The sequence below is a fragment of the Pseudomonas sp. 39004 genome, from assembly GCF_028682155.1.
Lineage (GTDB): Bacteria > Pseudomonadota > Gammaproteobacteria > Pseudomonadales > Pseudomonadaceae > Aquipseudomonas > Aquipseudomonas capeferrum.
This window is the reverse complement of record NZ_JANIAG010000003.1, coordinates 62,264-83,942: the sequence shown is the minus strand read 5'-3', so window position 1 is coordinate 83,942 and position 21,679 is coordinate 62,264. Positions and strand designations below refer to the sequence as shown.

Below are 21,679 nucleotides of genomic sequence, written 5' to 3'. Positions count from 1 at the left end.
TGCCAAGCGTCGAACAGGGTATCGCTCTGCAACCCCGAAAGGCGCAACCGCAAGAAGTCGAGGTCATAGTCGGCGTCGCTGCGCGCGCCGAGGTAATCCAGGCCTTGATAGACCCCGGCACTGACGATCCGCAAGCGGCGAGCCTCGGCCTTGCGCCAGTTGCCCTCGAATGACAGCGCCCGTACGTAGTTATCGTATTCGCGCACCGGCAAACGCCCCGCAGGCCGATCTTCGAGATGCTCGCTGACCGCGTAGAAGCGCCCCATCACCGTCAGCCACTCATCCGGCCTGACGATCAGTGGTTGGCCAAGGCCTACCGAATAACGCTCGCTTTCCCGCTTCTGCGTGAGATCGCTGCCGTCATCCAGGCGAATACGGGTGCCCGGCGTGCTGCGATAGCGCGAAGCAGATACCAACAACTGGCTGCCTTCGGCGTCCAGGTACTGGCTGTAAGCCAAACGCTGGTAATGGGCCTGATCATCCCCGGGAGGCAGCAGCAGGCTTGCCTGGACCTGTTCGGCATAGCGGGTCTGGGCATTGCTGGCCACGGTGAACAGCGCCTGGGCGTCCTCACGGCTGCCATCGTTCACGGTAACGCCAGCGGCAAACGGCCTACGCCGCGCGTGCACCGTCAGGTGAGCGGCACCCTCAGGCGAATGCGCCGCGGTCAGTTCAGCGTCGAGCGCAACGCCCGGGATGCGTTCGGCAATGCCGATGTAGCGTTCCAGCGTTACACGTGTGAGCGGCCGTTCTGCTTGCAAACGTTGCAGCAACTGCTCCAGGTAACGGCGGGCCGAGCCGATGTCGCCTTGCAACCGGTAGCCCTGGATATAGCCCTCCACCAGCACCACCTGGACGCGACCGTCTGCGACATCCTGCGGTGGCAGGTAGGCATAAGAGAGCAGGTAACCGTCCTGCCGATAGCGTTGGGTGAGGCGCTCGGTGAACTGTTGCAACTCGCCCAGTGTGGTCTCGTGCCCTATCAGCGGCTGGTAGTGGTCGCGCAGCTCGCTCAGGGGCAACACCGTGCCGCCCTCGAAACGCACCTTGTGCAACACCAACCGGGTGTTTGCAGGTGCCCAACCAGCCGTATTGGCATCCGGCAGCGCCAGCCGCAGACGCGCAGTGTCGGGGCGGTAGGTGTCTATCGGCAGGTTGGCGGCAGGCAGCCGACGCTCGTTTTCATGGCTGTCGAGGAACACCGGCAACGCCTCTGCCTGGGCCAGCAATGCCCACGGCAGCAATAACAGAGGCACGACCAGAAGACGCATAGGACGCTCCATGATCCCTCGGGTACCGCGGCGCCAGCCGGTCACACCCGTCACTTGCAAAGCGTAGGTGCTGGCCCGGCAATCGTCGAACGGCTACTCGCTGACCTGAAACGCCACCCGCGCGGTCTCGCCACTTTCATCCAGCGCGCTGAGCTCGATCTGCCCGGCGCGGTCGAAGCGCACCAGCAGGCTGTCCTGGCCCAGGGTCTCGCCCAACGGCTGGCCATTCAGGAACCACCAGCGCCGGCCACCCCCGCCAAGGGCAGAAACGTGCAACTGCAACGGCTCGCTGCTGGTTGCCGGGCGGCGCAGGTTGTCACCTGGGCGCACACCGACGATGGACAGGGGCGGCGCAGTCGCCGGTGGCTGCGGTGGGCAGGCCGGGTCGACTGCCGGCAAGCGCGCCGCACGCCGCTCGACGCGGGGCAGCCACGGCTCCAGCGGCGCAGGCCAGAGGGCGATGTCGCGCACCTTGGCCCCCGGGCAACTGCCATCGACGCGCAGCCCTTGCGCATTGGCCCAGACGCGTTCGCGCAAGCCCATCCCGAGCGGTTGGTCGGCCGCCTGCAAGGTCGGCGGCGTGGTGCCGTCGAGGGTCCAGGCAAAACGCTGGCGACGGCAGTTGGGGTCTTGCCGATTCATCGGCTGGCCCAGCGGCCAGCAGATGGCTGCCACGCCGATGGTATCGGGCACCTGCTCGACCGGCACGCGGATACCGCGCTGGGCGTCGCGGTTGCTCAGCAGGTCATGCACCTGAAGCATCAACGGCGCCGCCGAGGCCAGGCCGAACTGCCCAGGCACCGGCGTGCCGTCAGGGCGGCCGATCCAGACACCGATCAGGTAGCGCGGCCCGACGCCAATCGACCAGGCATCACGGAAGCCATAGCTGGTACCGGTCTTCCAGGCCAACTGTGGGCGCTGCACGAGTTCGGCGTGCGGGTCACGGTCCGGCCGCGCCTGGCCACTGAGAATACGCCGGATTATCCACGCCGCCCCCGGCGACAGCAGGCGCCGCTCCAGCAACGGGTCCTGGGGCTGCAGGCGGATGCGCGCACTGTTGCCGGCCCGGGCCAGGGCCGCATAGCCGCCGACCAAATCTTCCAGGCGGCTGCCCGCACCGCCGAGGATCAGCGACAGGTTGGGCTCGGCCAGGGGCGGCAGCATCAACGGCACGCCGGCCACACGCATCTGCGCCGCGAAGCGTTTCGGGCCATAGGCTTCCAGCAACTGCACCGCCGGCAGGTTGAGTGACAGGGCCAGGGCCGAACTGGCCGACACCGGCCCGCTGAAGCCCATGGAGAAATTGCCAGGCCGATAGTCACCGTAACGCCTGGGCACATCCTGCAGCAGCGATTCGGAGTGGATAAGCCCGTCATCCAGGGCCATGCCGTAGAGGAACGGTTTGAGCGTCGAACCGGGCGAGCGCAAGGCGCGCACCATGTCGACATGGCCGTAGCGTCGCTCATCGCCCAGGTCGATCGACCCCAGGTAGGCGCGCACCGCCATGGTCTGCGCATCCACCACCAGAATCGCCGCCGACGTGCGCTCCGGCAGGCGTGCACGCCAGCCTAGCAGCAGGTCTTCGAGGCGCCGTTGCAGGGCCGCGTCGAGTGTGGTGCGAATCAGCGGCGGGCTACCGGCCGTGTTCAGCCGCCGCGCCAGCAACGGCGCCAGGGCCGGTTCTTGCCGCGGCGCCAGCAGCAAGGGCTCCTCGGCGGCCTCCTTGAGCTGCCGGGCGGGCCAGACCTGGTACTCGGCCAGCCGCTGCAGCACCTTGTCGCGCGCACGCTGGGCACGTTCCGGGTGGCGGTCCGGGCGCAGGCGGCTGGGTGCCTGGGGCAGCACCGCCAGCAGCGCCGCCTCGGCAGGTGTCAGATGCTTGGGCGACTTGCCCAGGTACGCCCAGCTGGCAGCCGCCACCCCCTGCAGGGTGCCGCCAAAAGGGGCGCGGTCAAGGTAGATCTGCAGGATTTCGCGCTTCGACAGGTGCCACTCCAGCTGCGCCGTACGCCATAACTGGCGCAGCTTGCCGGCCAAGGTGCGGTCATGCGGGTCGAGCAGGCGCGCCACCTGCATCGACAACGTGCTGCCGCCCGACACCACGCGCCCGCCGCGCAGGTTCAGCCAGGCCGCGCGGGCCAGGGCCAGCGGGTTGACCCCGGGGTGGCGATAGAACCAGCGGTCCTCGTAGGTCAGCAGTGCCTGCAGATATAGCGGCGAGACCTCATCCGGGCTGACCGGATAGCGCCATACGCCCTCGGCGTCGGCAAAGCGCCACAATGGCGTGCCGTCTTCGGCCAGCACCACCCGCGCCAGGTCGTCGCCTGGCATGGGCAGCGGCCAGATACGGTCAGCCAGCCACAGCAGGCAGACAGCTAGCACGAGGGTGATAACGCCGGCACGGACAATCCTGCCCGCACGCGTGCGCGGCCGCGCTAAGCTTGGCATCGGGAACCGACTTGGCCAACTGATGGCCAAAGGCTTGGGAACGGCAAACTCGCCGACGTGTCGATCAGGAAGCAACTATGCATGTAGAAGGTTTTTTCGAGTGGCTGGGCCAGGCACTGGGTTCGTTGATCCGAGTTATCGTCGACGCATTGAGCGGGCTGTTCAACCTGCTGGCCAATGCCGGGGGCAATTTCATCGATGGCCTGGCGCGCACGCTGGGCATGGACACCTCGCTGGTCAGCATCCTTGCCCTGGTGGTCGGCCTGATGCTGCTGTACTCGGCCATCCGCGCCTTCATGCGGGCGTCGATCATCCTCGGGATCATCTGGCTGGTGCTGGGGTTGTGGGTGATGAGCTGGGTGATTCACTGAGGCCCTGCCGCCCCTCGCTTTGATGTGTTTTTGGTGTGTGTGTGTAGGAGCGGCCTTGCGTCGCGAAAGGGCTGCGAAGCGGCCCCAAGATTTCGGCGTTAACCTTGATATCGCTGGGGCCGCGGATATCGCTGGGGCCGCGCTGCGGCCCTTTCGCGACGCAAGGCCGCTCCTACAAACCAAGCACGCGGGGCAGCTGCGGCTTAGCGGGCGTTGACGGTCATCATCTCGCCCTGCCCCTCGCCCACGGCCTGCAGGTTCGGCCGGTACATCGACTCGACCTGCGGCGGCGGTACCCGATAGGTGCCCGGCGTCACCGCCCGTGCCAGGTACAACAGGTGCGTGGTGCTATAGCCATCGAGCTTGAGCGCGGCCACATAACGGTCATCACGGTACTCCTGATGCACCACGCTGGCATTCTGCATCGACTCACGCCACTCCTTTACCGCGCTGCTCGCGTTGTCCAGGCTGGCGGCGCTCTGTGCCAGGTTCTGGTTTTCCAGCTCCAGCCCCGCCGGCAGCAAGTCGACCACCAACGCATCCGGCACACGCTCTTTGGCCTTGAGCGCCAGGTGCACCAGCACCAGGTCGCCACTGCGCAGGTTGTGCAGGTCCAGCGGCTGGCCGTTCATGCCCAGGTACTCGCGACGAATCTCCATGCCATTGCCGCCGGCCGCTGGCGCCTGGCGTGGGTAGCCAGAAAGGGTCAGCTGCTGGTAAAGCGTTTCGCTGCCTTCGTTTTGCACCGTCAACGGCGAAGCCAACAACGGGCCTTCGAGCTTCAGGCCCGACGCTGCATTGTCGAGCTCGCGGATTTCGCCTGCGCTGTCCAACCGCGCCTGCCACTTGCCCTCCGGCTTGCCGAGCAAACCACGACCGGCAAGGAACAGCGCGTTGCGTTCCTGGGTCGACAGCCAGCGGTTGGCCGCCAGCTCGTCAGACAGCGCGAACAAGCGTTGGTCGACCTGATTGCTGGCCAGGTTGCTTTCCTGCAACAGCGCCAGGATCAACGCCTGGTCACGCAGGGTGCTGCCGTAGTCGGCCATCCAGCCCTTGCTGCGGCCAATGCCCAACCCGGCTTGCAAGGCCTGCTCGGCGCGTGGTTTGTCGCCCATCTTGTCCAGCGCCACCGCCAGTTGCACCAGCGGTAGACCCGAGCGGGCGTCGGCGCGGCGTTCGAACAGCCCGCGCAAGGCGCCCAGCGGTGCCTGCTGGCTGCGTGCCAATACCAGCGCGGCATAGGCCTGCACGGCGAAGCGGGTGTGGTCGGCGCTCTCGCTGTAGTCGACTTCGATCAGGTTGCGTTCCTGCAGGTAGCGCAGCAGGCGTTCGTTGGCTTTCTTCACTGCTTCGGCCGGCACGCCGTAGCCCTGGTCACGGGCACGCAGCAGGAAGTCGGTGACATAGGCGGTCAACCAGTACTCCTCCTCGCTGTCCGAGCTCCACAGGCCAAAGCTGCCGTTGTAACGCTGCATACCCAGCAGGTGCTCGATGCCCATCTCGATCTTGCGTTTGCGCACTTCGGCCGGTTCGCCCTTGATACCCAGGCGCTTGAGGCTTTCGGCATCGGCGTACAGCGACGGGTACAGCCCACTGGTGGTCTGCTCCAGGCAGCCATACGGGTAGGCTTCGAGGGCGCGGATCTGTTCGGCCAGGTTCAGCGGCGGCCGGCTCGACAACACCAGGCTGGCTTCAAGGCCCGCCGGTTCGAAGGCCGCCAGGTCAGCCTCGGGCAGCGCCCATGGCTGGTCCTTCAGCGCTACCCGGTAGTGCTTGAGCATTGCCGGGTAGGCCGGGCGCACGCCCAAGGTCCACTCACGCTCGAAGGCAGTGGCCGGCTCGTTCGGCAATTGCAGGCCATTGACGCGCACCTTCACCTTGCCCTGGCCCAGGCCCCCCTGGGCCTGCACCGGGATCATCAGCGTCGAGCGCTGGCCTTCAGCCAGGGCAACGCTTTGCACAGCGCTGGTGGCCAGGCTCAACTGGCCTTCGGTGCTGATTTCGACATTCAGTTGCTGGGCTTGGCCGGACAGGTTGGCCAGGTCCAGCGCCAGGCTGGTGCGGTCGCCGCCGGCGAGGAAGCGCGGCGCCGAGAGTTCGGCGATCAATGGGGCGGCGACCACGGTCTTGCCCTCGGCCATGCCGAAGTGGTCCTCGGTCCAGGCCTGGGCCATCAGCCGCAGCTCGCCGTTGAAGTCGGGGATATCGACCGTGGCCTGGCCTTCGCCCTTCTCGTCCAGGGTCACCGGCAGGCTCTGTTGCGCGACGATGGTCACCGTGGTGTTGGGGCGTTTGCCACCCTTGGCCATGGCGGCGTCACCACCAAATGCCAGGCTGGCCAGGCGGCCCTGGCCGGCCTCGATCAATTGGCCGTAGATATCCAGTTGGTCAGCGCCATAGGCCTTGCGACCGAACAGGCTGGCGAACGGGTCGGGGGTCTTGAAATCGGTGATGTTGAGGATGCCCAAGTCAACCGCAGACAACAGCACATGCACCTGCTGCCCCGCCGCGGGTGCACTGCCATCGGCCTTGGCCACCTTGAACTTCACCGTCAGCGGCTGTTTGGGGCGCATTTTTTCCGGTGCCTGCAGGCTGACCGCAAGCTTGCGCTCGGCCCGGTCCAGCGGCAGGTGCAGCACGCCCACGGCGCGTTTAGGCGTGGCATTGGCCTTGCGCTCGCCGGGGCGAATCACCAGGGCGCTGATGTACAAGTCGTGGCGTGCCCATTGCTTGTCCAGTTGCACGTCGAAGGTCTTGCCCTCGGCCGGCACGTCGATTTCCTGCCACCACAGCGGGCCATCGCTGGACTCGATCATCAGGTAGCCGCTGCCGGCTGCCGGCGGCGTCACCGTGACCTTGGCCGAGGCACCATCGGCGTAGGAGGGTTTGTCCAGGGCCAGCTTGACCTGGTCCGGGCGCACCGCGCCGCCTTCGGCGTTGTCCTGGGCGCGGTAGCCGGCCCAGAAGCGCTCGCTGGAGACCAGGCCGGTTTCCGGGTCTTCGACTTCGACCCGGTAAGGGCCCCACTCGACCTGGAACGACAACTTGGCGGTCGAGCCGGCCTTGACGCTGACGGTCTGCTCGCTCTGGGTGAGGAATTTCTCGTTGTAGTTGTAGCTCCAGCCGTCGCTCTGCGAGTAGTTCCAGTAGTAGTCACGGCGCTCGCGGATCAGCCGCACCTTGAGGTCGTTGGCCGCAAGCTTCTTGCCGTCACGGTCGGCGACCAGGAACTCGAATTCCACCGGGCCGTCACTGTCAGTCTCCTCCCCCTCGAACAGGCCGCGCAGGCCAGGCAAGCGCTCGGCCGGCCAGATCGGCTGTTCCAGGCGACGGGTGATCGGCCTGCCGCCGGACTCCTGCAGGCTCGCCTGCACGGTCAGTTGCAGCGGCGAGCGGGCTTCTGCCCAGCGGGTTTCGATATCGACCACCGCCTTGCCGGCCTGGTCGAGGGTGACTTCGTCCAGCTCCAGGTCCTGGTTCAGTTCGGTTTCGGTGACCGAGCCGAACTGGTAACCCGGCAGGGCGGGCACTGCTTCGCGCAACGGGCGCACGTAGGCCTGGCCACTCAAGCGATTACCTGCGGCAGGCGCGCCGTAGAGGTAGCGGCCATCGACCTGGATGTGCGCGTTCTGATCAGGCGCAAGCGGCGTGCTGCTGCCTTTGAGCTCCAGCGCCAGGCGCTCGGGGAGGAAGTCTTCGACAAGAAACTCGTAGACCTGCTTGCGCCCGCCCCCCAAATCGAGCAGCAATTGCCAGCGACCGGTCGGTGCTTCACTGGCCAGTTGCAACTGGTACTGGTACAGGCCATTGCCATCGGCCTCCCAGACAAACTTGCGGCTGACTTGCTCATCGGGGCGGCGTACTTCCACGCTCACGGGCTGAGCCTTGACCGGCTTGCCATCCTGATCGCGCAGCAGGCCGTTGAGCAGCACGGTCTCGCCAGGGCGATACAGGTCGCGGGGGCCGAAGATGAACAGTTGCAGAGGGTTGGCCTGAGGGCCGGTGATGTCGAATTCGGCCAGGTCCAACGCTGCGGTGTTCAGGCGCAGCAAGGTGGTGTGCACGCCCTGGGTGGCAATCAGGGTATCGGCCTTGGGCGTGATCGGCAGCTGGGCGTGGCCTTCGCCATCGGTCTTGGCCTGGGCCAGCAGCTTGCCCTTCTCATCGTGTATCTCAAGGTTGACGTCTTTCATCGCCTTGCCCCCTTCCAGGGCCTGGGCGAACACGTCGAGGCGGTCGCGGAAGCGGTGCGCAGAGACGCCGATGTCGCTGAGGCTGAACAGGGTGGCCGGCTGCGAGTAATCGTAGGTACCCGAGGCACGCATCACCGCCAGGTAGACACCCGGCGCCTGCAGCGGCTTGATCCCGGCGATCGGCAGCAACACGGTTTCGCGGGTGTTGCGCGCCGGGTTGAGGTCGAAGCGGCCGCTGTAGACCAGCTCGGCCATGTCGAGGGTTTCTTTGGACTGGTAGTAGTACAGGCTGCTGTTGCGCCCCCAGTTGACCAGGAAGGTCGACAGCATCTCGGGCTTCACACGGAAGAATTCGACATCGACCTTGTCGACGTTGAGGGCGATCACCGGCAGGCCTTCGGCCAGGCGCGTGGGCAGCAGCGAGCCGCGGCTGGCAAAGCCGATGGTCGGCTGCATGTCGCGGGTTTCCAGGCGGGTCACCGACTCGCTGTCGAGCTGCTGCCCGTTGACCGCCAGCAGGCCTTTGTCGACGGTCAGCACCAGCTTGCGCTGCGGCTCGAGGTGGCGCAGGCGCAGCTCCATCTGGTTGTCGGAGAGTTCCCAGGCACCATCGACCTTGCCTTTGACAGTGTCGACCAGGTGCAGCTTGGCGGCGAATTCCTGTTTGGCATCCAGCGGCGCCGAGAAGCTGATCGACAACGCGCTGGCGCCATCGAGCTGCACTTCCGAGACATCCAGCACCGTCAGCGCGCGGCCCTCGTAGCGCTTGGCGAGCACGGCAGGGTCTTCGCGCTTGGCCGGTTGCACCTCGGCGGGCGTGGTGGCTGCCGGTTTCTCGGCCGGCGCCGGTTTGTCCGGCGCGGATGAGTCACAAGCACTGAGCAACGCCAGCGCGCAGGCCAGCAACAATCCTTTGTTGAACATGGTGTGGGAACTCTTTGGCAGCGTGTACGTGAGGGCAGCAACTATAGCGCAACGCCGGGCGCATCACCCGAGGTCGAGCGCCAGGTGAGACCGCGTTCGCGCGCATTGGTTGCCTGGCCGGTACACTATGGCCTGCAAACGCTGCCCCATGGCCCTAGGACACCGATGAGCTCCCTCACCACCGACTGGCGCGACCGCCCTACCCACCGCAAGGTCTGGGGCCTGGCCGCACCGATGATCCTTTCCAACATCTCGGTACCACTGGTGGCGCTGGTCGACAGCACCGTCATTGGCCACCTGCCCCATGCCCATCAGCTGGGCGCAGTGGCGGTGGGCGCCACCCTGTTCACCTTCATGGTCGGCCTGATGGGCTTTCTGCGCATGGGCTCTACCGGTTTTGCGGCCCAGGCTGCCGGCCGCGGCGACGGCGCAGCGTTGCGCCAGGTGCTGGTGCAAGGGCTGCTGCTGGCCTTGGGCTTTGCCGTGATCATCGGTCTGCTGGCGCTGCCCTTCAGTCAGCTTGCACTTCATGCGATGCAGCCCAGCGCGGCGTTGCAGCAATCCACCGAGGCTTTCTTCCACACTCGCCTGCTCGGGCTGCCTGCGGCCCTGGCCAGCTATGCGTTGGTCGGCTGGTTCCTGGGCACCCAGAATGCCAGGGCGCCGCTGGCCATTCTGCTGACGACCAACCTGCTGAACATCGTACTCAACCTGTGGTTCGTGCTCGGCCTGGACTGGGGGGTGCTGGGTTCGGCGCGGGCGTCGGTGATTGCCGAATGGAGCGCCGCGCTGCTGGGGCTGGCCCTGACCCGCCCGGCCCTGCGCGCTTACCCCGGGCACATCGCCTGGGCGGCGTTGAAGCGCTGGCAGGCCTGGCGACCACTGCTGGCCGTCAACCGCGATATCTTCCTGCGCAGCCTGGCCTTGCAGTTGGTGTTTCTGTTGATCACCGTGCAGGGCGCACGCCTGGGTGAAGCGACGGTGGCCGCCAACGCGTTATTGCTCAATGGCCTGCTGCTGACCGCCTACGCCCTTGATGGCCTGGCCCATGCTATCGAAGCCTTGTGCGGGCACGCCATTGGTGCGCGCGACCACAATACCCTGCGCCGCGCGTTGGTCGTGGCGTGTGGGTGGTCGCTGATCACCAGCGTCGGGTTTGCCGTGTTGTTCCTGCTGGGGGGCCACTTGTTCATCGACCTGCAGACCGATATCGACAGCGTGCGGGCGGCGGCTTATCCGTACCTGCCGTATCTGGCGGTGCTGCCATTGGTGGCGGTGTGGAGTTACTTGCTGGACGGGCTGTTCATCGGCGCCACACGGGCCAGGGAAATGCGCAATGCGATGCTGGTTTCGGTGGTGATTGCGCTGCCGGTGGCGTGGGGCATGAGCGGGTTTGGCAACCATGGGTTGTGGCTGGCGTTTCTTGGCTTCATGGCGTTGCGGGCGGTGACGCTGGGGTGGGTTGGGTGGCGGTTGCAGCAAAAAGGGTTGTGGGTTCGGTAGTGCCGGGGCCGCTGCTATTGCGGTTATGCGATGCCTGTAGGAGCGGCCTTGCGTCGCGAAATGAGGGCGCAGCCCTCACCTGCTGACCTATAGCCACACACAATCCCAATGTGAATACTCGCCAGCACGCTGCACCAGACCGGCACGAATGGGATTGGCGATGATGTAACGCGCTGCGGCTTTTACATCGTCTTCTTTGCGTAGTGCCCGATCATGGTAACCCCGTTGCCAGATATGCCGACGTTCTGCACCCAGCCGATGTCAGCAGGTAAAGACCGGGTGTGATCTCGGTGAGGGCTTCGCCCTCATTTCGCGACGCAAGGCCGCTCCTACAAAAGCACCGCGACCCCGTGCAGGAGCGGCCTTGCCGGGCGCCGGACCGCTCGGAAAGGGCCGCTAAGCGGCCCCAACGATCAGGACGACAAGTACGAAGAGCGGGTCAACCCAAGGCGCAACGCATCAAGGTACTGGGTCCGCTCACGCGCGCTGATCTTGGCGCTGGCCACCTTGTCGCGGTAGTGAGTCATCAACTCCTCCGGCGACAAGTGCACGTAACGCAGCATGTCTTCGATGGTGTCGTGGGTCTCGATACCGGCGTGGTACACGCTGCCATCGGCGTTCTGGTAGATGTTCACCGAGTCGGTGTCACCGAACAGGTTGTGCATGTCGCCCAGGATCTCCTGGTAGGCGCCGACCAGGAACACGCCCAGCAGGTAGTCCTCACCCTCATTGAGCGCATGCACCGGCATGCTGGTCTCGATGCTCTGCTCGTCGACGTACTGGTTGATCTTGCCGTCGGAGTCACAGGTCAGGTCTTGCAGCACCGCACGACGCAGCGGCTCTTCATTCAGACGATGCAGCGGGATGATCGGCAGCACCTGGCCGATGGCCCAGGTGTCCGGCAGGCTCTGGAACACCGAGAAGTTGCAGATGTACTTGTCGGCCAGCTTGTCGTTGAGCTCGTCCAGCACCTGACGGTGCGAACGCTGGCGCGCCTTCAGCGAGTTGTGCAGGCGACGGCACACGGCGAAGTAGCACTGCTCGGCCAGGGCCTTCTCGGCCAGGCTGATCTTGCCATCGGCATACTGCGCCGCCACGTCACCCATGTAATGGGTGGCGCGCCAGTAAGTCTCGGTGACCATCTCGATATCGGTCGGGCCGAGCAGGTCGGCCAGCCACTGCACGGTCTGCGGCAGGGCCTCTTTGTTCTCGATGGTCGGCACGTCGTCGTTGTGTTTCTCGACGTCGGTCACCTGGATCACCAGCATGGCGTGGTGCGCAGTCAGCGAACGGCCGCTCTCGGAGAAGATGTGCGGGTGCGGCAGGCCCTGCGCGTCGCAGAACTCCTTGAGCATGCCCACCACCACGCCGGCATAGTCATCCATGTCGTAGTTGATGGAACTGGCATTGCGCGAGTGGGTGCCGTCGTAGTCCACACCCAGGCCACCGCCGACGTCGATGTGATCGACCGGCAGGCCCAACGCACGCAGCTCGCCGTAGTAACGGATGGCTTCCTTGAAGCCGTGCTGGTAGTCGGCCAGGTTGGCGATCTGCGAGCCCATGTGGAAGTGCAGCAGGCGGATGCCTTGGTCCAGGCCGGCATCGCGGAAGCGTTGCACCACCGAAATCAGCTGGGCGGCAGACAACCCGAACTTGGACTTCTCGCCACCGGTGTCCGCCCACTTGCTCGACGCCAGCGAAGACAGGCGCACACGCAAGCCCACCTGCGGCTTCACCTTCAGCTCGGCGGCCTCCTCGATCACCAGGGCGACCTCGGACTCCTTCTCGATGACGATGAACACGTTGTGGCCCAGCTTCTGGCCCATCAGCGCCAAGCGAATGAACTCGCGGTCCTTGTAACCGTTGCAGACGATGGTGCCGCCCTTCGGCGCCAGCGCCAGCACCGCCAGCAGCTCAGGCTTGGAGCCGGCCTCAAGGCCGATCGAGACGTTCTGGGTGGCGATGATGTTTTCCACCACCGCTTCCTGCTGGTTGACCTTGATCGGGTACAGCGCGGTGTACTGGCTCTGGTACTCCAGACGCGCGATGTTGGCGTCGAACGCACCGGTCAGCTGGCGTACGCGGTCTTGCAGGATATCGGGGAAGCGCACCAGCAACGGCAACGACAGGCCGCTCTGGCGCAGCTCGTCGACCTGCTCGAACAGGTCGATCGGCGCGCTCTGGGGGCCATTGGGGCGCACTTCGACGCGCCCGGCTTCATTGATGGCGAAATAACCAGCGCCCCAATGGCGGATGCCGTAAACACTGCGGCTGTCGGCCACGGTCCATTGGCTACCATCGTCTTTGCGTGTGCGTCGTACGGACATTCAAGTCCCCTATAGATAAGTCGAAGACACTGCCCCAACGAAAGGGCCGGCGCAGTGTAAAAGCTGAAAATGACGGTTCGTCCGGTTCAGGGGTAGACCCTGCCAACAGGAACGAGTTTAGAAAGCACTGGGCAAAAAATCGCGCGTTGGCCTCAGCCGCCGGACTTTTTAGCTTTGAAACCCTGTTTGGTCAGCTCGCCGATCAACAGCTCGACATGGTCGCCCTGAATCTCGATAACCCCATCCTTCAAGGCGCCACCGGTACCGCAGCGGCGCTTGAGCGTGGTGGCCAGCTCCTTGAGCTGATCGAGGGGCAGCGGCACGCCGGTGACAGTGGTCACGGTCTTGCCACCGCGGCCTTTGCTTTCACGGCGCACACGGGCAATACCATCCCCTTCGGGGACGACTTGCTGCTTGCAGGTGCAGGCATCCACCGGCTGGCCACAGTCGGGGCAGTGCCGACCGGCATCGGTGGAGTAAACAAGACCGCCAAGGGCGGCGAAAGAAGAAGCTTTCTTGGCCACTTTTGTTCCTCTGTGCTGAGGACAAAAACTGGTCGGCGGGAGCCGACCACGAAGCCCCACTCTGGCAGGGGCGGCGCTACTGCCGCAAGATCCTGCGGCAGCCCGAAAAGGGCGCGCAGTGTAACGATAAATCGGGGGCTTGTGTAGGAGCGGGTTTACCCGCGAACAAGGGCGTAGCCTTTGCCATGAAACGCAGATGTCTGGGACGGCCTCTTGCGGCTAAACCCGCACCTACAGACTGGCTCTATACCGCTGCAACGCCGCCAACGAGTCCGGGCAATACGGCATGCCCAGGCTTTCTGCCTGGGCCTGCTCCAGGCTGATGAACCGCGCCTCACTCACCTCCTCCGGCTGCAAGCGCAAAGGCGCATCGGACACCGCCGAATACACCGCACACCACAAGCGGTTATCAGGCTGGTCGAAGTAGAAGCGCTCATGAAAGCGCAATGCAACGCCATCGACACCCAGCTCTTCGGCCAACTCCCGGGCAGCCGATTCGGCATACCCCTCGCCCGCCGTCACCATGCCGCCTGCTGCCACATCCCAATACCCAGGGTACAGCGCCTTGCTCAAGGTACGCCGGTGCACGCACAACTCACCGGCGCCATTGAACAGCAAGATGAACGTGCAACGGCCGATCAGGCCGCGTTCACGCAGTTCAGCCCTGGGCAGCGCACCCAGTACCTGATCGGCCTCGTCGACCCAGGCGACCAGCTCACGGTCGGAAGCCGCACGGTGGGCGGCTTCCTTGGTGCTGATGGCCACTATCAGCCCTGCGACAGCAACTGACGCAGGTCGATGACCGCAGCGTTGGCGCGGGAGATGTAGTTGGCCATGACCAGCGAGTGGTTGGCCCACATGCCGAAGCCGCTGCCATTCAGCACCATCGGGCTCCACAGCGCTTCCTGCGAGGCTTCCAGCTCACGGATGATCTGGCGCACGCTGACGGTGGCGTTCTTCTTCGCCAGCACGTCGGCGAAGTCGACCTCGATGGCACGCAGCAGGTGCGACAGCGCCCAGGCTTGACCACGGGCCTCGTAGAACACGTTGTCGATCTGCAGCCATGGGGTTTCGACCAGCTCCTCGTCAACCTGCGGCGCCTGGCCAGGTTGCACCGACTCGGTCTTCAGGGTGGTGTTGAGCTTGACCCGGCCAACGCTGGCCGACAGGCGCTGCGACAGCGAACCCAGGCGGGTGGCCACATCGCCCAGCCAGTTGTTCAGGTTGTCGGCACGGGTGTAGAAGATCGCGCCCTTGTCGCCAGCGGCGAGGCGGGTCTGGTAGCGGTTAAGCGACTTGATGCCTTCTTCGAATTCCGACTCGCTCGACGGCAGGATCCAGCTCTTGTTGTCGAAGTTGAAGCGCGGCTCGGCCTTGGCCAGGTCGGCGTCTTCGGTGGACTGCGACTGCGAACGGGCGAAGTCCTTGCGCAGGGCACGGGACAGGTCGCGGACCTGAACCAGCACGCCGTATTCCCAGCTCGGCATGTTGTCCATCCACAGCCCCGGCGGGAAGCGGTCGTTGGAGATGTAACCGCCCGGCTTGTTCAGCAGGGTACCGGCGACAGTCTTGAGGGTTTCGATGGTGGTGTAGCCGACCACCATCTGCTGGCCATTGCGCTCGGCCGCGGTCTGGGCGTTCTGCTGCACCGGGAACAGCTCCGGCTCCTGGCTCCAGTACCAGCCGAGGCCGATGCAGACCAGCAGGTACAGGCCGATCAGGGTACCCAGTGCACGGCTCCAGAGCCCGCCCAGGTAGCTACGGGCAGCGGCGCCACGGCCATCAACACGCTCGCGGGGTTCGGCTTTGGCCTCGCGGTTTTTCCAGTCCAGCATGGCATTGTCCTTAATCAGTCTCGACGGTTCAGGGGCTTTGACCACAGGCGTGCGCCAGGGTGCCACGGCAAGCCCGCGTCGCTGCACTATAAAGCAGACACTGCCGTACGCATAAGCGACCAGTGGGTCGGTAACTGAATATTCGTTCTAAACCCTTTGTTGATGGAGGGCACTCACCCAAAGGTAAAGAGCTGCTAGCATAGAGCCATCATCGAACCTGCATACCACCCACCCAAAAGTAGCCAGGACATGAGCCAAGCAGTCGATCCGAGCCAGCAGTGCCCCGCCCAGCACCTGTCGCGTACCGGCCTGCGCAAGGATGACCCGCTCAACCAGGTGCCGCTGCCCCTGCGCAAGCCGGTGTACATCCTTTTGCAGGACCACGAGCGTGCCCAGCGCCTGGCCCAACAGCTGGAGTTCTTCGGCCTTGGCGTGCAGGCCCTGTTCAGTGCCGATGCCTTCCACGCATCGCTCAGTGAATGCCCGCCTTCGGCCATCGTCATGGACGTGGACTTCACCGGTAGCGGCCAGGGCCTGCTCCTGGCAGCCCAAGCTCAGGCCCAGCAGGGTTTGCCACAGCCCATTCCGCTGCTGTTCTTCAGCCATCACGAAACCGATACCCCTACCCGCCTGGCGGCGGTGCGCGCCGGCGGCAAGGAATTCCTCACCGGCACGTTGGAAGCCTCCAGCCTGCTGGAGAAGGTCGAACTGCTGACCAGCGCGACCCCGCACGACCCGTTGCGGGTATTGATCATCGACGACTCGCGCACCCAGGCCCTGCACACCGAACGGGTGCTCGCCAGCGCGGGCATGATCACCCGCAGCCTGACCGACCCGATCCGCACCATGGCAGAACTGGCCGACTTCCAGCCCGACCTGATCATCCTCGACCTGTACATGCCGGCCTGCACCGGCCCGGAGCTGGCCAAGGTGATCCGCCACAATGACCGCTACGTCAGTGTGCCGATCATCTACCTGTCGGCCGAGGACGACCTGGACAAGCAGCTCGATGCCATGAGCGAGGGCGGCGATGACTTCCTGACCAAGCCGTTTCGCTCGCGCCACCTGATCACCACCGTGCGCAACCGTGCCGCCCGAGCCCGCCACCTCAAGTCACGCATGGTCCGCGACAGCCTTACCGGGCTGTACAACCACACCCACATCCTGCAATTGCTCGAAGACTGCAGCTACCGCGCCCGGCGCGAGCAGCAGCCGCTGAGCTTCGCCATGCTCGATATCGACCGTTTCAAGCAGATCAACGACCGCCACGGGCACCCGATGGGCGACCGGGTGATCAAGAGCCTGGCACTGTTCCTCAAGCAACGGCTGCGCAAGACCGATTTCATTGGCCGTTATGGTGGCGAAGAGTTCGCCATCGTCATGCCCAATACCGCACTGGATGCCGCGCACAAGGTGCTGGAAGAGATCCGTCGGCGGTTTGCCGAAATTCTTTATCCGGCGCAGCCGCGTGACCTGAACTGCACGTTTAGTGCAGGCGTGGTGCAACTGGACGATGAGCTGGATGCGCTGACCATGGCCAGTGCGGCTGACGAGGCGTTGTACCGGGCCAAGCATGCGGGCCGTAACTGCGTGGTGCGGGTCGAACCCTAGGCCTATGCAGCGGCCAATAAAGGCCAAATGCCATCTATTTCTCACAGCGAGCCCCAGCGGTCATCACTGCGTAACAAAACCGCAATAACTTCAGGCGCTTACTTCTCCCACTCCCCGCAGGAAGTTCGCGGCTATGCGCCTGAAGTGGCTGACCAATTTCAACACCCTGTTGCTGGTGACCGTCTGCATCGCCCTGGGCGCGACCCTGTGGTGGTCGCAGCGTGCCCTGGAGCGCCCCTATCAGATGATGGAGCGCTACCTGGGCCTGTCCCAGCAGTTCCAGAACCAGGCTGCGCGCAACATTCAGGCCTACCTGGGCAGCGGTGACGCCTTGCGCCACGCCGCCGCCATGGAGGCCAACCAGCAGTTGCAGGCGGCTTTGGCCGAATGGCCCGAGGCGTTGGCTGGCACACTGCGCCCCAGCCTCGACAGCCTGCAGGCCTTTACCGCCGACGAACTGCTGGCCGCCGGCAAGCTGGCCGGTGACCCGCAAGCGCTGCTGTTGCAAGCCGAGCGCGAACTGGGGGCCAACTTCGAACAATTGGCCGGCTACGCCCGGGACAGCGGCAATCCCGAGGCCGACCACTACCTGCTGCCGCTGCTCGACGCCACCGTACACCTGGGGCGCCTGTCGCTGGCCCGCGACAAGCTGGTCAGCAGTGGCCGCCCTGAACTGGCCGATGAAGTGGAGCGCGAGCTGCAACTGATCCGCGTCCAGGCCCAGGCCATCGACAGCCTGCCGTTGCTTGGCGTGACCCGAGCAGCCGAGTCCAGTGCCGACGATTTCGCCGCCATGATGGGCCTGCAGACCCAAGCCAGCGAGCAGCAGGAAGACATCGCCGTCGGCCTCAAGCGCGAACTGCTAAGCCTGCTCAATCGCTACCCGGCCGAACTGCAACGCACCCGCGAGCAGATCGAACGCCGCGCGACCCTGGCCGCCAGCGCGGGCCAGCGCCTGGAAGCGGTGCAACAGGCCATCGCCGGGCTGGAGCCGCAGGTCCGCGGCGAGCATGCCCGGATCGCCGCCGAAGTGCGTATCAGCCAAGGCCTGATGATCGGCCTGATCCTGCTGATCGCCCTGCTCATCGACACCCTGCAGCGGCGCTTGGCGCGAACCCTGACCAGCCTGGCCCCGGCCCTGTCGCACTGGGCCGAGGGTAATTTCGCCGAACCCATCGCCCTGGGCAAGACCAACCGCGAGCTGCACGACATCCAGGAATCGCTCAACCGCCTGCGCCAGTACCTCGTGGCCCTGGTCGGCACCCTGCGCCACAACGCCGAGCAGGTGGCAGGCAGCAGCCACGCCCTGGCCGGCATGAGCGCCGCCCTGCACGACGGCGCCGAGCGCCAGGCCGGCGATACCGGGCAGATCCGCGACGCGCTCGCTGAACTGGAAGCGACCATCCAGCAAGTGGCCGGCGATGCCAGCGCCGCCGCCGATGCCAGCCATGATGCGGGGCGTGCGGTGGAACGCGGCCAGGCGGTGATCGGCCAGAGCTTGTCCGGTTTGCGTGAGCTGGTCGACGAGGTGCAGGGCAATGCCCGCATGATCGAACAGCTGGCCGAAGAGTCCGCCACCATTGGCGGTGTGTTGACGGTGATTCGCTCGATTGCCGAGCAGACCAATCTGCTGGCCCTCAATGCCGCGATCGAAGCTGCGCGCGCCGGCGAGATGGGCCGCGGCTTTGCCGTGGTGGCTGACGAAGTGCGCTCCCTGGCACAACGCACCACCGGTGCGACGGGCGAGATCCAGGCGCTGATCGATCGCTTGCAGCAGGCGGCCAAGGGCTCGGTGGCGGGCATGCGGGCGCAGCTCGAACATGCCGAGGCCACTGCCAGCCAAGCCCAGGCCGCTGACGGTGCGCTGGACGAAATTGTCCGCGCCATTGGCACCATTGCCGATACCGCCGTGCGGATTGCCGATGTCACGGCTCAGCAGAGCGGCGCGGTGAGCGAGATTCGCGACCATAGCGAGCGGATTCATGCCCTGGGTGAGGACAATTTGCAGCGCATTGGCGAGGGGCGCGAGCAAGGCGAGCAATTGCTGAACCTGGGCAGCGAGCTGAGCACGGCTGTGCGTGCGTTCAGGGTCTGATCGTCTGCCTGTGGGGCCGGTACAGGCGATACAAGCAACAGCGGCCATGTGTCGCTCGCCCAGACGCCACACGCCAAATCCAGACCAACTCCGTTATCATGCCCCGCACGTTCCACCTCGCGAGTCCGCCATGCGCCGCCTGTTTCTCCTGCTGTTCCTGCTGCTGGCCAGCCCTGCCTTCGCTACGGGCCTGCTCGACAACCGCCCAAGCGCCACCCTCGGCGCCGCTTCCCTGTCCAACGCCGCAGATTTCCTGCCCGTTCACGAAGCCTTCAAGCTCAGCCTGATCCAGGCCGACGCCCAGCACATCAAACTGCGCTTCGTCGCCACCGACGGCTACTACCTTTACCGCCACCGTTTCCAGTTCCGCACGGAACCGGCCGACGTGGCCCTGGGCACGCCCAACATCCCCAAGGGCGAAGCCAAGCACGACGAATTCTTCGGTGACGTCGAGGTGTATCACGGTGTGCTCGACATCGAACTGCCCCGCACCGATCCACGCGCGTTCACCCTGTTGGTGGGTTACCAGGGGTGCGCCGACAAGGGCCTGTGCTACCCGCCGGAAACCGAGCGCCTGAGCATCGACGGCGAAGGCGGTGCCGCCGCTGTTGCGCCGGCGGCTGGTGAACAGGGCTGGAACTGGAAATCGCTGTTGCTGTTCTTCCTCGCCGGCGTCGGCCTGACCTTCACCCCCTGCGTACTGCCGATGCTGCCGATTCTCTCGGGCGTGGTCCTGCGTGGCCAGGTCGGTGGGCTGCGCGGGCTGGCGCTGTCACTGGCGTACATCCTGCCGATGGCGGTCAGCTTCGCAGTACTGGGCGCACTGATGGGCCTGTTCGGTGCCGGCCTCAACCTGCAGGCGCGCCTGCAGTCGGCTTGGCTGCTGGTGCCCTTCGCGCTGTTTTTCGTGGTGTTCGCCCTGGCCATGTTCGGCCTGTTCGAGCTCAAACTGCCGCAAGCCTTGAGCAACCGTCTCGACAACGTCGCCAGCCGCACCAAGGGTGGCTCGTTGCTCGGCGCAGCGGTACTGGGCGTCCTTTCCAGCCTGCTGGTGTCGCCGTGTGTGTCGGCACCGCTGGCCGGTGCCCTGCTCTATATCAGCGCCAGTGGTGATGCCTTGGGCGGTGCGCTAAAACTGTTCGCCCTGGGCCTTGGCATGGGTGCGCCGCTGCTGCTGGTGGCTACCGGCGGCGCGGCCTGGCTGCCGAAGAGCGGCCCGTGGCTGAACACGGTTAAAAACGCCATCGGTGTGCTGCTGCTGGGCCTGGCCATCGGCCTGCTCAGCCGCGTGCTGCCCGGGCCGCTGACCTTGCTGCTGGTCGGCTTCCTGGCCGGCGGTGTGGCAGTGTTCCTCGGCGCCGTGGAGTTCGTCATCAAAACCCCGCGCCAGCGCCTGGCACAACTGCTGGGCCTGGCCTTGCTGATGTACGCCCTGGCCTGCTGGTACGGGGCGCTCAATGGCCAGGGCGACCCGCTGCGCCCCTTGCCTGCGCCGGGTGTGGCTGCTGGCAGTGCTGGCCCAACCGCCCCTGCGGATGCCTGGCAGACCATCACCACCCCCGCCGCGCTGGACGCCGCCCTGGCCCAGGCCAAGGCCGCCGGCCAGCCGGTGCTGCTCGACTGGTACGCCGACTGGTGCATCAGCTGCAAGGTGATCGAGCACGAAGTGCTCAGCGCCGCGCAGGTCCAAGCGCAGCTGGGCGCGTTCAAGCTGCTGCGCTTCGACATCACAGAAAGCAACGCCGAGCAGCGCACCCTGCTCGATCGCTACCAACTGTTCGGCCCGCCCGCGCTGTTGTTCTTTGCAGCGAACGGCAGCGAAATGACCAGCGATCGGGTGGTTGGCGAGATAAACGCCGGCGATTTTGCCGAGGTTCTGGCGCGCGTGCGCGGCAAACTCGGTCTATAACTTCCGGCGGGCCGCAGAAAAACCTCGGTACAGTGACCGGATTTAATCATCCGGTCACATACTTCGCGCGAATCTCGGACATCGTGCTGGCTATTGCCGGGAACTGGACACTTGCCGTCGCTTTGCGGCACACTCGCCGCGCTGTGTCGAATTGCCCTACAAATCCAAGGAATCCGCAGATGGCTACGCTACTGGTGCTTCACGGCCCCAACCTCAACCTGCTCGGTACCCGCGAGCCGGGCCACTACGGCGCCGTGACCCTGGCCCAGATCAACCAGGACTTGGAGCAACGTGCCCGCGCCGCAGGCCACCATCTGCAATACCTGCAGAGCAATGCCGAATACGAACTGATCGACCGTATTCACGCCGCACGCAACGAGGGTGTGGACTTCATCCTGATCAATCCGGCTGCTTTCACCCACACAAGTGTCGCATTACGTGACGCATTGCTTGCGGTGAGCATCCCATTCATCGAAGTGCACCTGTCCAACGTGCACAAACGCGAACCGTTCCGTCACCACTCCTACTTTTCCGATGTGGCCGTAGGGGTGATTTGCGGCCTGGGCGCCAGCGGTTATCGCATGGCCCTGGAGTCCGCGCTGGAACAACTGGCTGCCAACGCACAGCCCTGATGACAGAGACCCTGGCCTAAGTGGGCCGGGGTTTGA

13 protein-coding genes and 1 pseudogene are annotated in these 21,679 nt (G+C 65.2%); 6 read left to right on the top strand and 8 right to left on the bottom strand.

What is annotated here, in order from left to right; all coding sequences use genetic code 11:
• Positions 1-1,271, bottom strand: a 1,271-nt coding sequence (locus tag NP534_RS01115; protein ID WP_274097468.1) for a POTRA domain-containing protein, incomplete at its 3' end; no start/stop codon positions are given.
• A 93-nt stretch (positions 1,272-1,364) separates the two neighbouring features.
• Positions 1,365-3,719: a peptidoglycan glycosyltransferase PbpC gene (gene pbpC, locus NP534_RS01110; protein ID WP_274097467.1), complete on the bottom strand. Its 2,355-nt coding sequence runs from the start codon at positions 3,717-3,719 to the stop codon at positions 1,365-1,367.
• Positions 3,720-3,796: 77 nt separating this feature from the next.
• On the opposite strand from pbpC, the gene NP534_RS01105 reads away from it, so the two are divergent.
• Positions 3,797-4,090 carry a hypothetical protein gene (locus NP534_RS01105; RefSeq protein WP_033703383.1) on the top strand — a complete coding sequence of 98 codons (294 nt, stop codon included), beginning with the start codon at positions 3,797-3,799 and terminating at the stop codon, positions 4,088-4,090.
• 203 nt (positions 4,091-4,293) lie between these two features.
• On the opposite strand, the gene NP534_RS01100 is transcribed toward NP534_RS01105, so the two are convergent.
• Complete coding sequence (locus NP534_RS01100; RefSeq protein ID WP_274097466.1) at positions 4,294-9,207, bottom strand: alpha-2-macroglobulin family protein; 4,914 nt, start codon at positions 9,205-9,207, stop codon at positions 4,294-4,296.
• Positions 9,208-9,372: 165 nt separating this feature from the next.
• Here NP534_RS01100 and NP534_RS01095 point away from each other — a divergent pair, with 165 nt between their 5' ends.
• Entirely contained in the window at positions 9,373-10,710 is a 1,338-nt protein-coding gene (locus NP534_RS01095) for an MATE family efflux transporter (protein WP_274097465.1), read from the top strand.
• A gap of 87 nt (positions 10,711-10,797) precedes the next feature.
• Here the strand turns inward: NP534_RS01095 and NP534_RS01090 are convergent.
• The 5 genes and pseudogenes from NP534_RS01090 to NP534_RS01070 all read right to left on the bottom strand — a co-directional run.
• Positions 10,798-10,971 (bottom strand): annotated as a pseudogene (locus tag NP534_RS01090) (REP-associated tyrosine transposase); the annotation flags it as partial.
• A gap of 152 nt (positions 10,972-11,123) precedes the next feature.
• Positions 11,124-13,037 (bottom strand): arginine decarboxylase, encoded by a 1,914-nt coding sequence (speA, locus tag NP534_RS01085; protein ID WP_033703387.1) that lies wholly within the window; start codon positions 13,035-13,037, stop codon positions 11,124-11,126.
• 152 nt (positions 13,038-13,189) lie between these two features.
• Complete coding sequence (locus tag NP534_RS01080) at positions 13,190-13,561, bottom strand: translation initiation factor Sui1 (protein WP_186660677.1); 372 nt, start codon at positions 13,559-13,561, stop codon at positions 13,190-13,192.
• Between the two features lie 231 nt (positions 13,562-13,792).
• Positions 13,793-14,326, bottom strand: coding sequence for an NUDIX hydrolase (locus tag NP534_RS01075; RefSeq protein WP_274097464.1), 534 nt, complete (start codon positions 14,324-14,326; stop codon positions 13,793-13,795).
• A 2-nt stretch (positions 14,327-14,328) separates the two neighbouring features.
• Entirely contained in the window at positions 14,329-15,396 is a 1,068-nt protein-coding gene (locus NP534_RS01070) for a DUF2333 family protein (RefSeq protein WP_274097463.1), read from the bottom strand.
• A gap of 249 nt (positions 15,397-15,645) precedes the next feature.
• On the opposite strand from NP534_RS01070, the gene NP534_RS01065 reads away from it, so the two are divergent.
• The 4 genes from NP534_RS01065 to aroQ all read left to right on the top strand — a co-directional run bounded on the left by NP534_RS01065 (position 15,646) and on the right by aroQ (position 21,643).
• Positions 15,646-17,007 carry a diguanylate cyclase gene (locus NP534_RS01065; protein WP_274097462.1) on the top strand — a complete coding sequence of 454 codons (1,362 nt, stop codon included), beginning with the start codon at positions 15,646-15,648 and terminating at the stop codon, positions 17,005-17,007.
• A 133-nt stretch (positions 17,008-17,140) separates the two neighbouring features.
• Positions 17,141-19,102, top strand: coding sequence for a methyl-accepting chemotaxis protein (locus NP534_RS01060; protein ID WP_274097461.1), 1,962 nt, complete (start codon positions 17,141-17,143; stop codon positions 19,100-19,102).
• Positions 19,103-19,232: 130 nt separating this feature from the next.
• Positions 19,233-21,011: a protein-disulfide reductase DsbD gene (locus tag NP534_RS01055; protein WP_274097460.1), complete on the top strand. Its 1,779-nt coding sequence runs from the start codon at positions 19,233-19,235 to the stop codon at positions 21,009-21,011.
• A 179-nt stretch (positions 21,012-21,190) separates the two neighbouring features.
• Entirely contained in the window at positions 21,191-21,643 is a 453-nt protein-coding gene (gene aroQ, locus NP534_RS01050) for a type II 3-dehydroquinate dehydratase (protein WP_033703396.1), read from the top strand.
• The last annotated feature ends 36 nt before the right edge of the window (positions 21,644-21,679 follow it).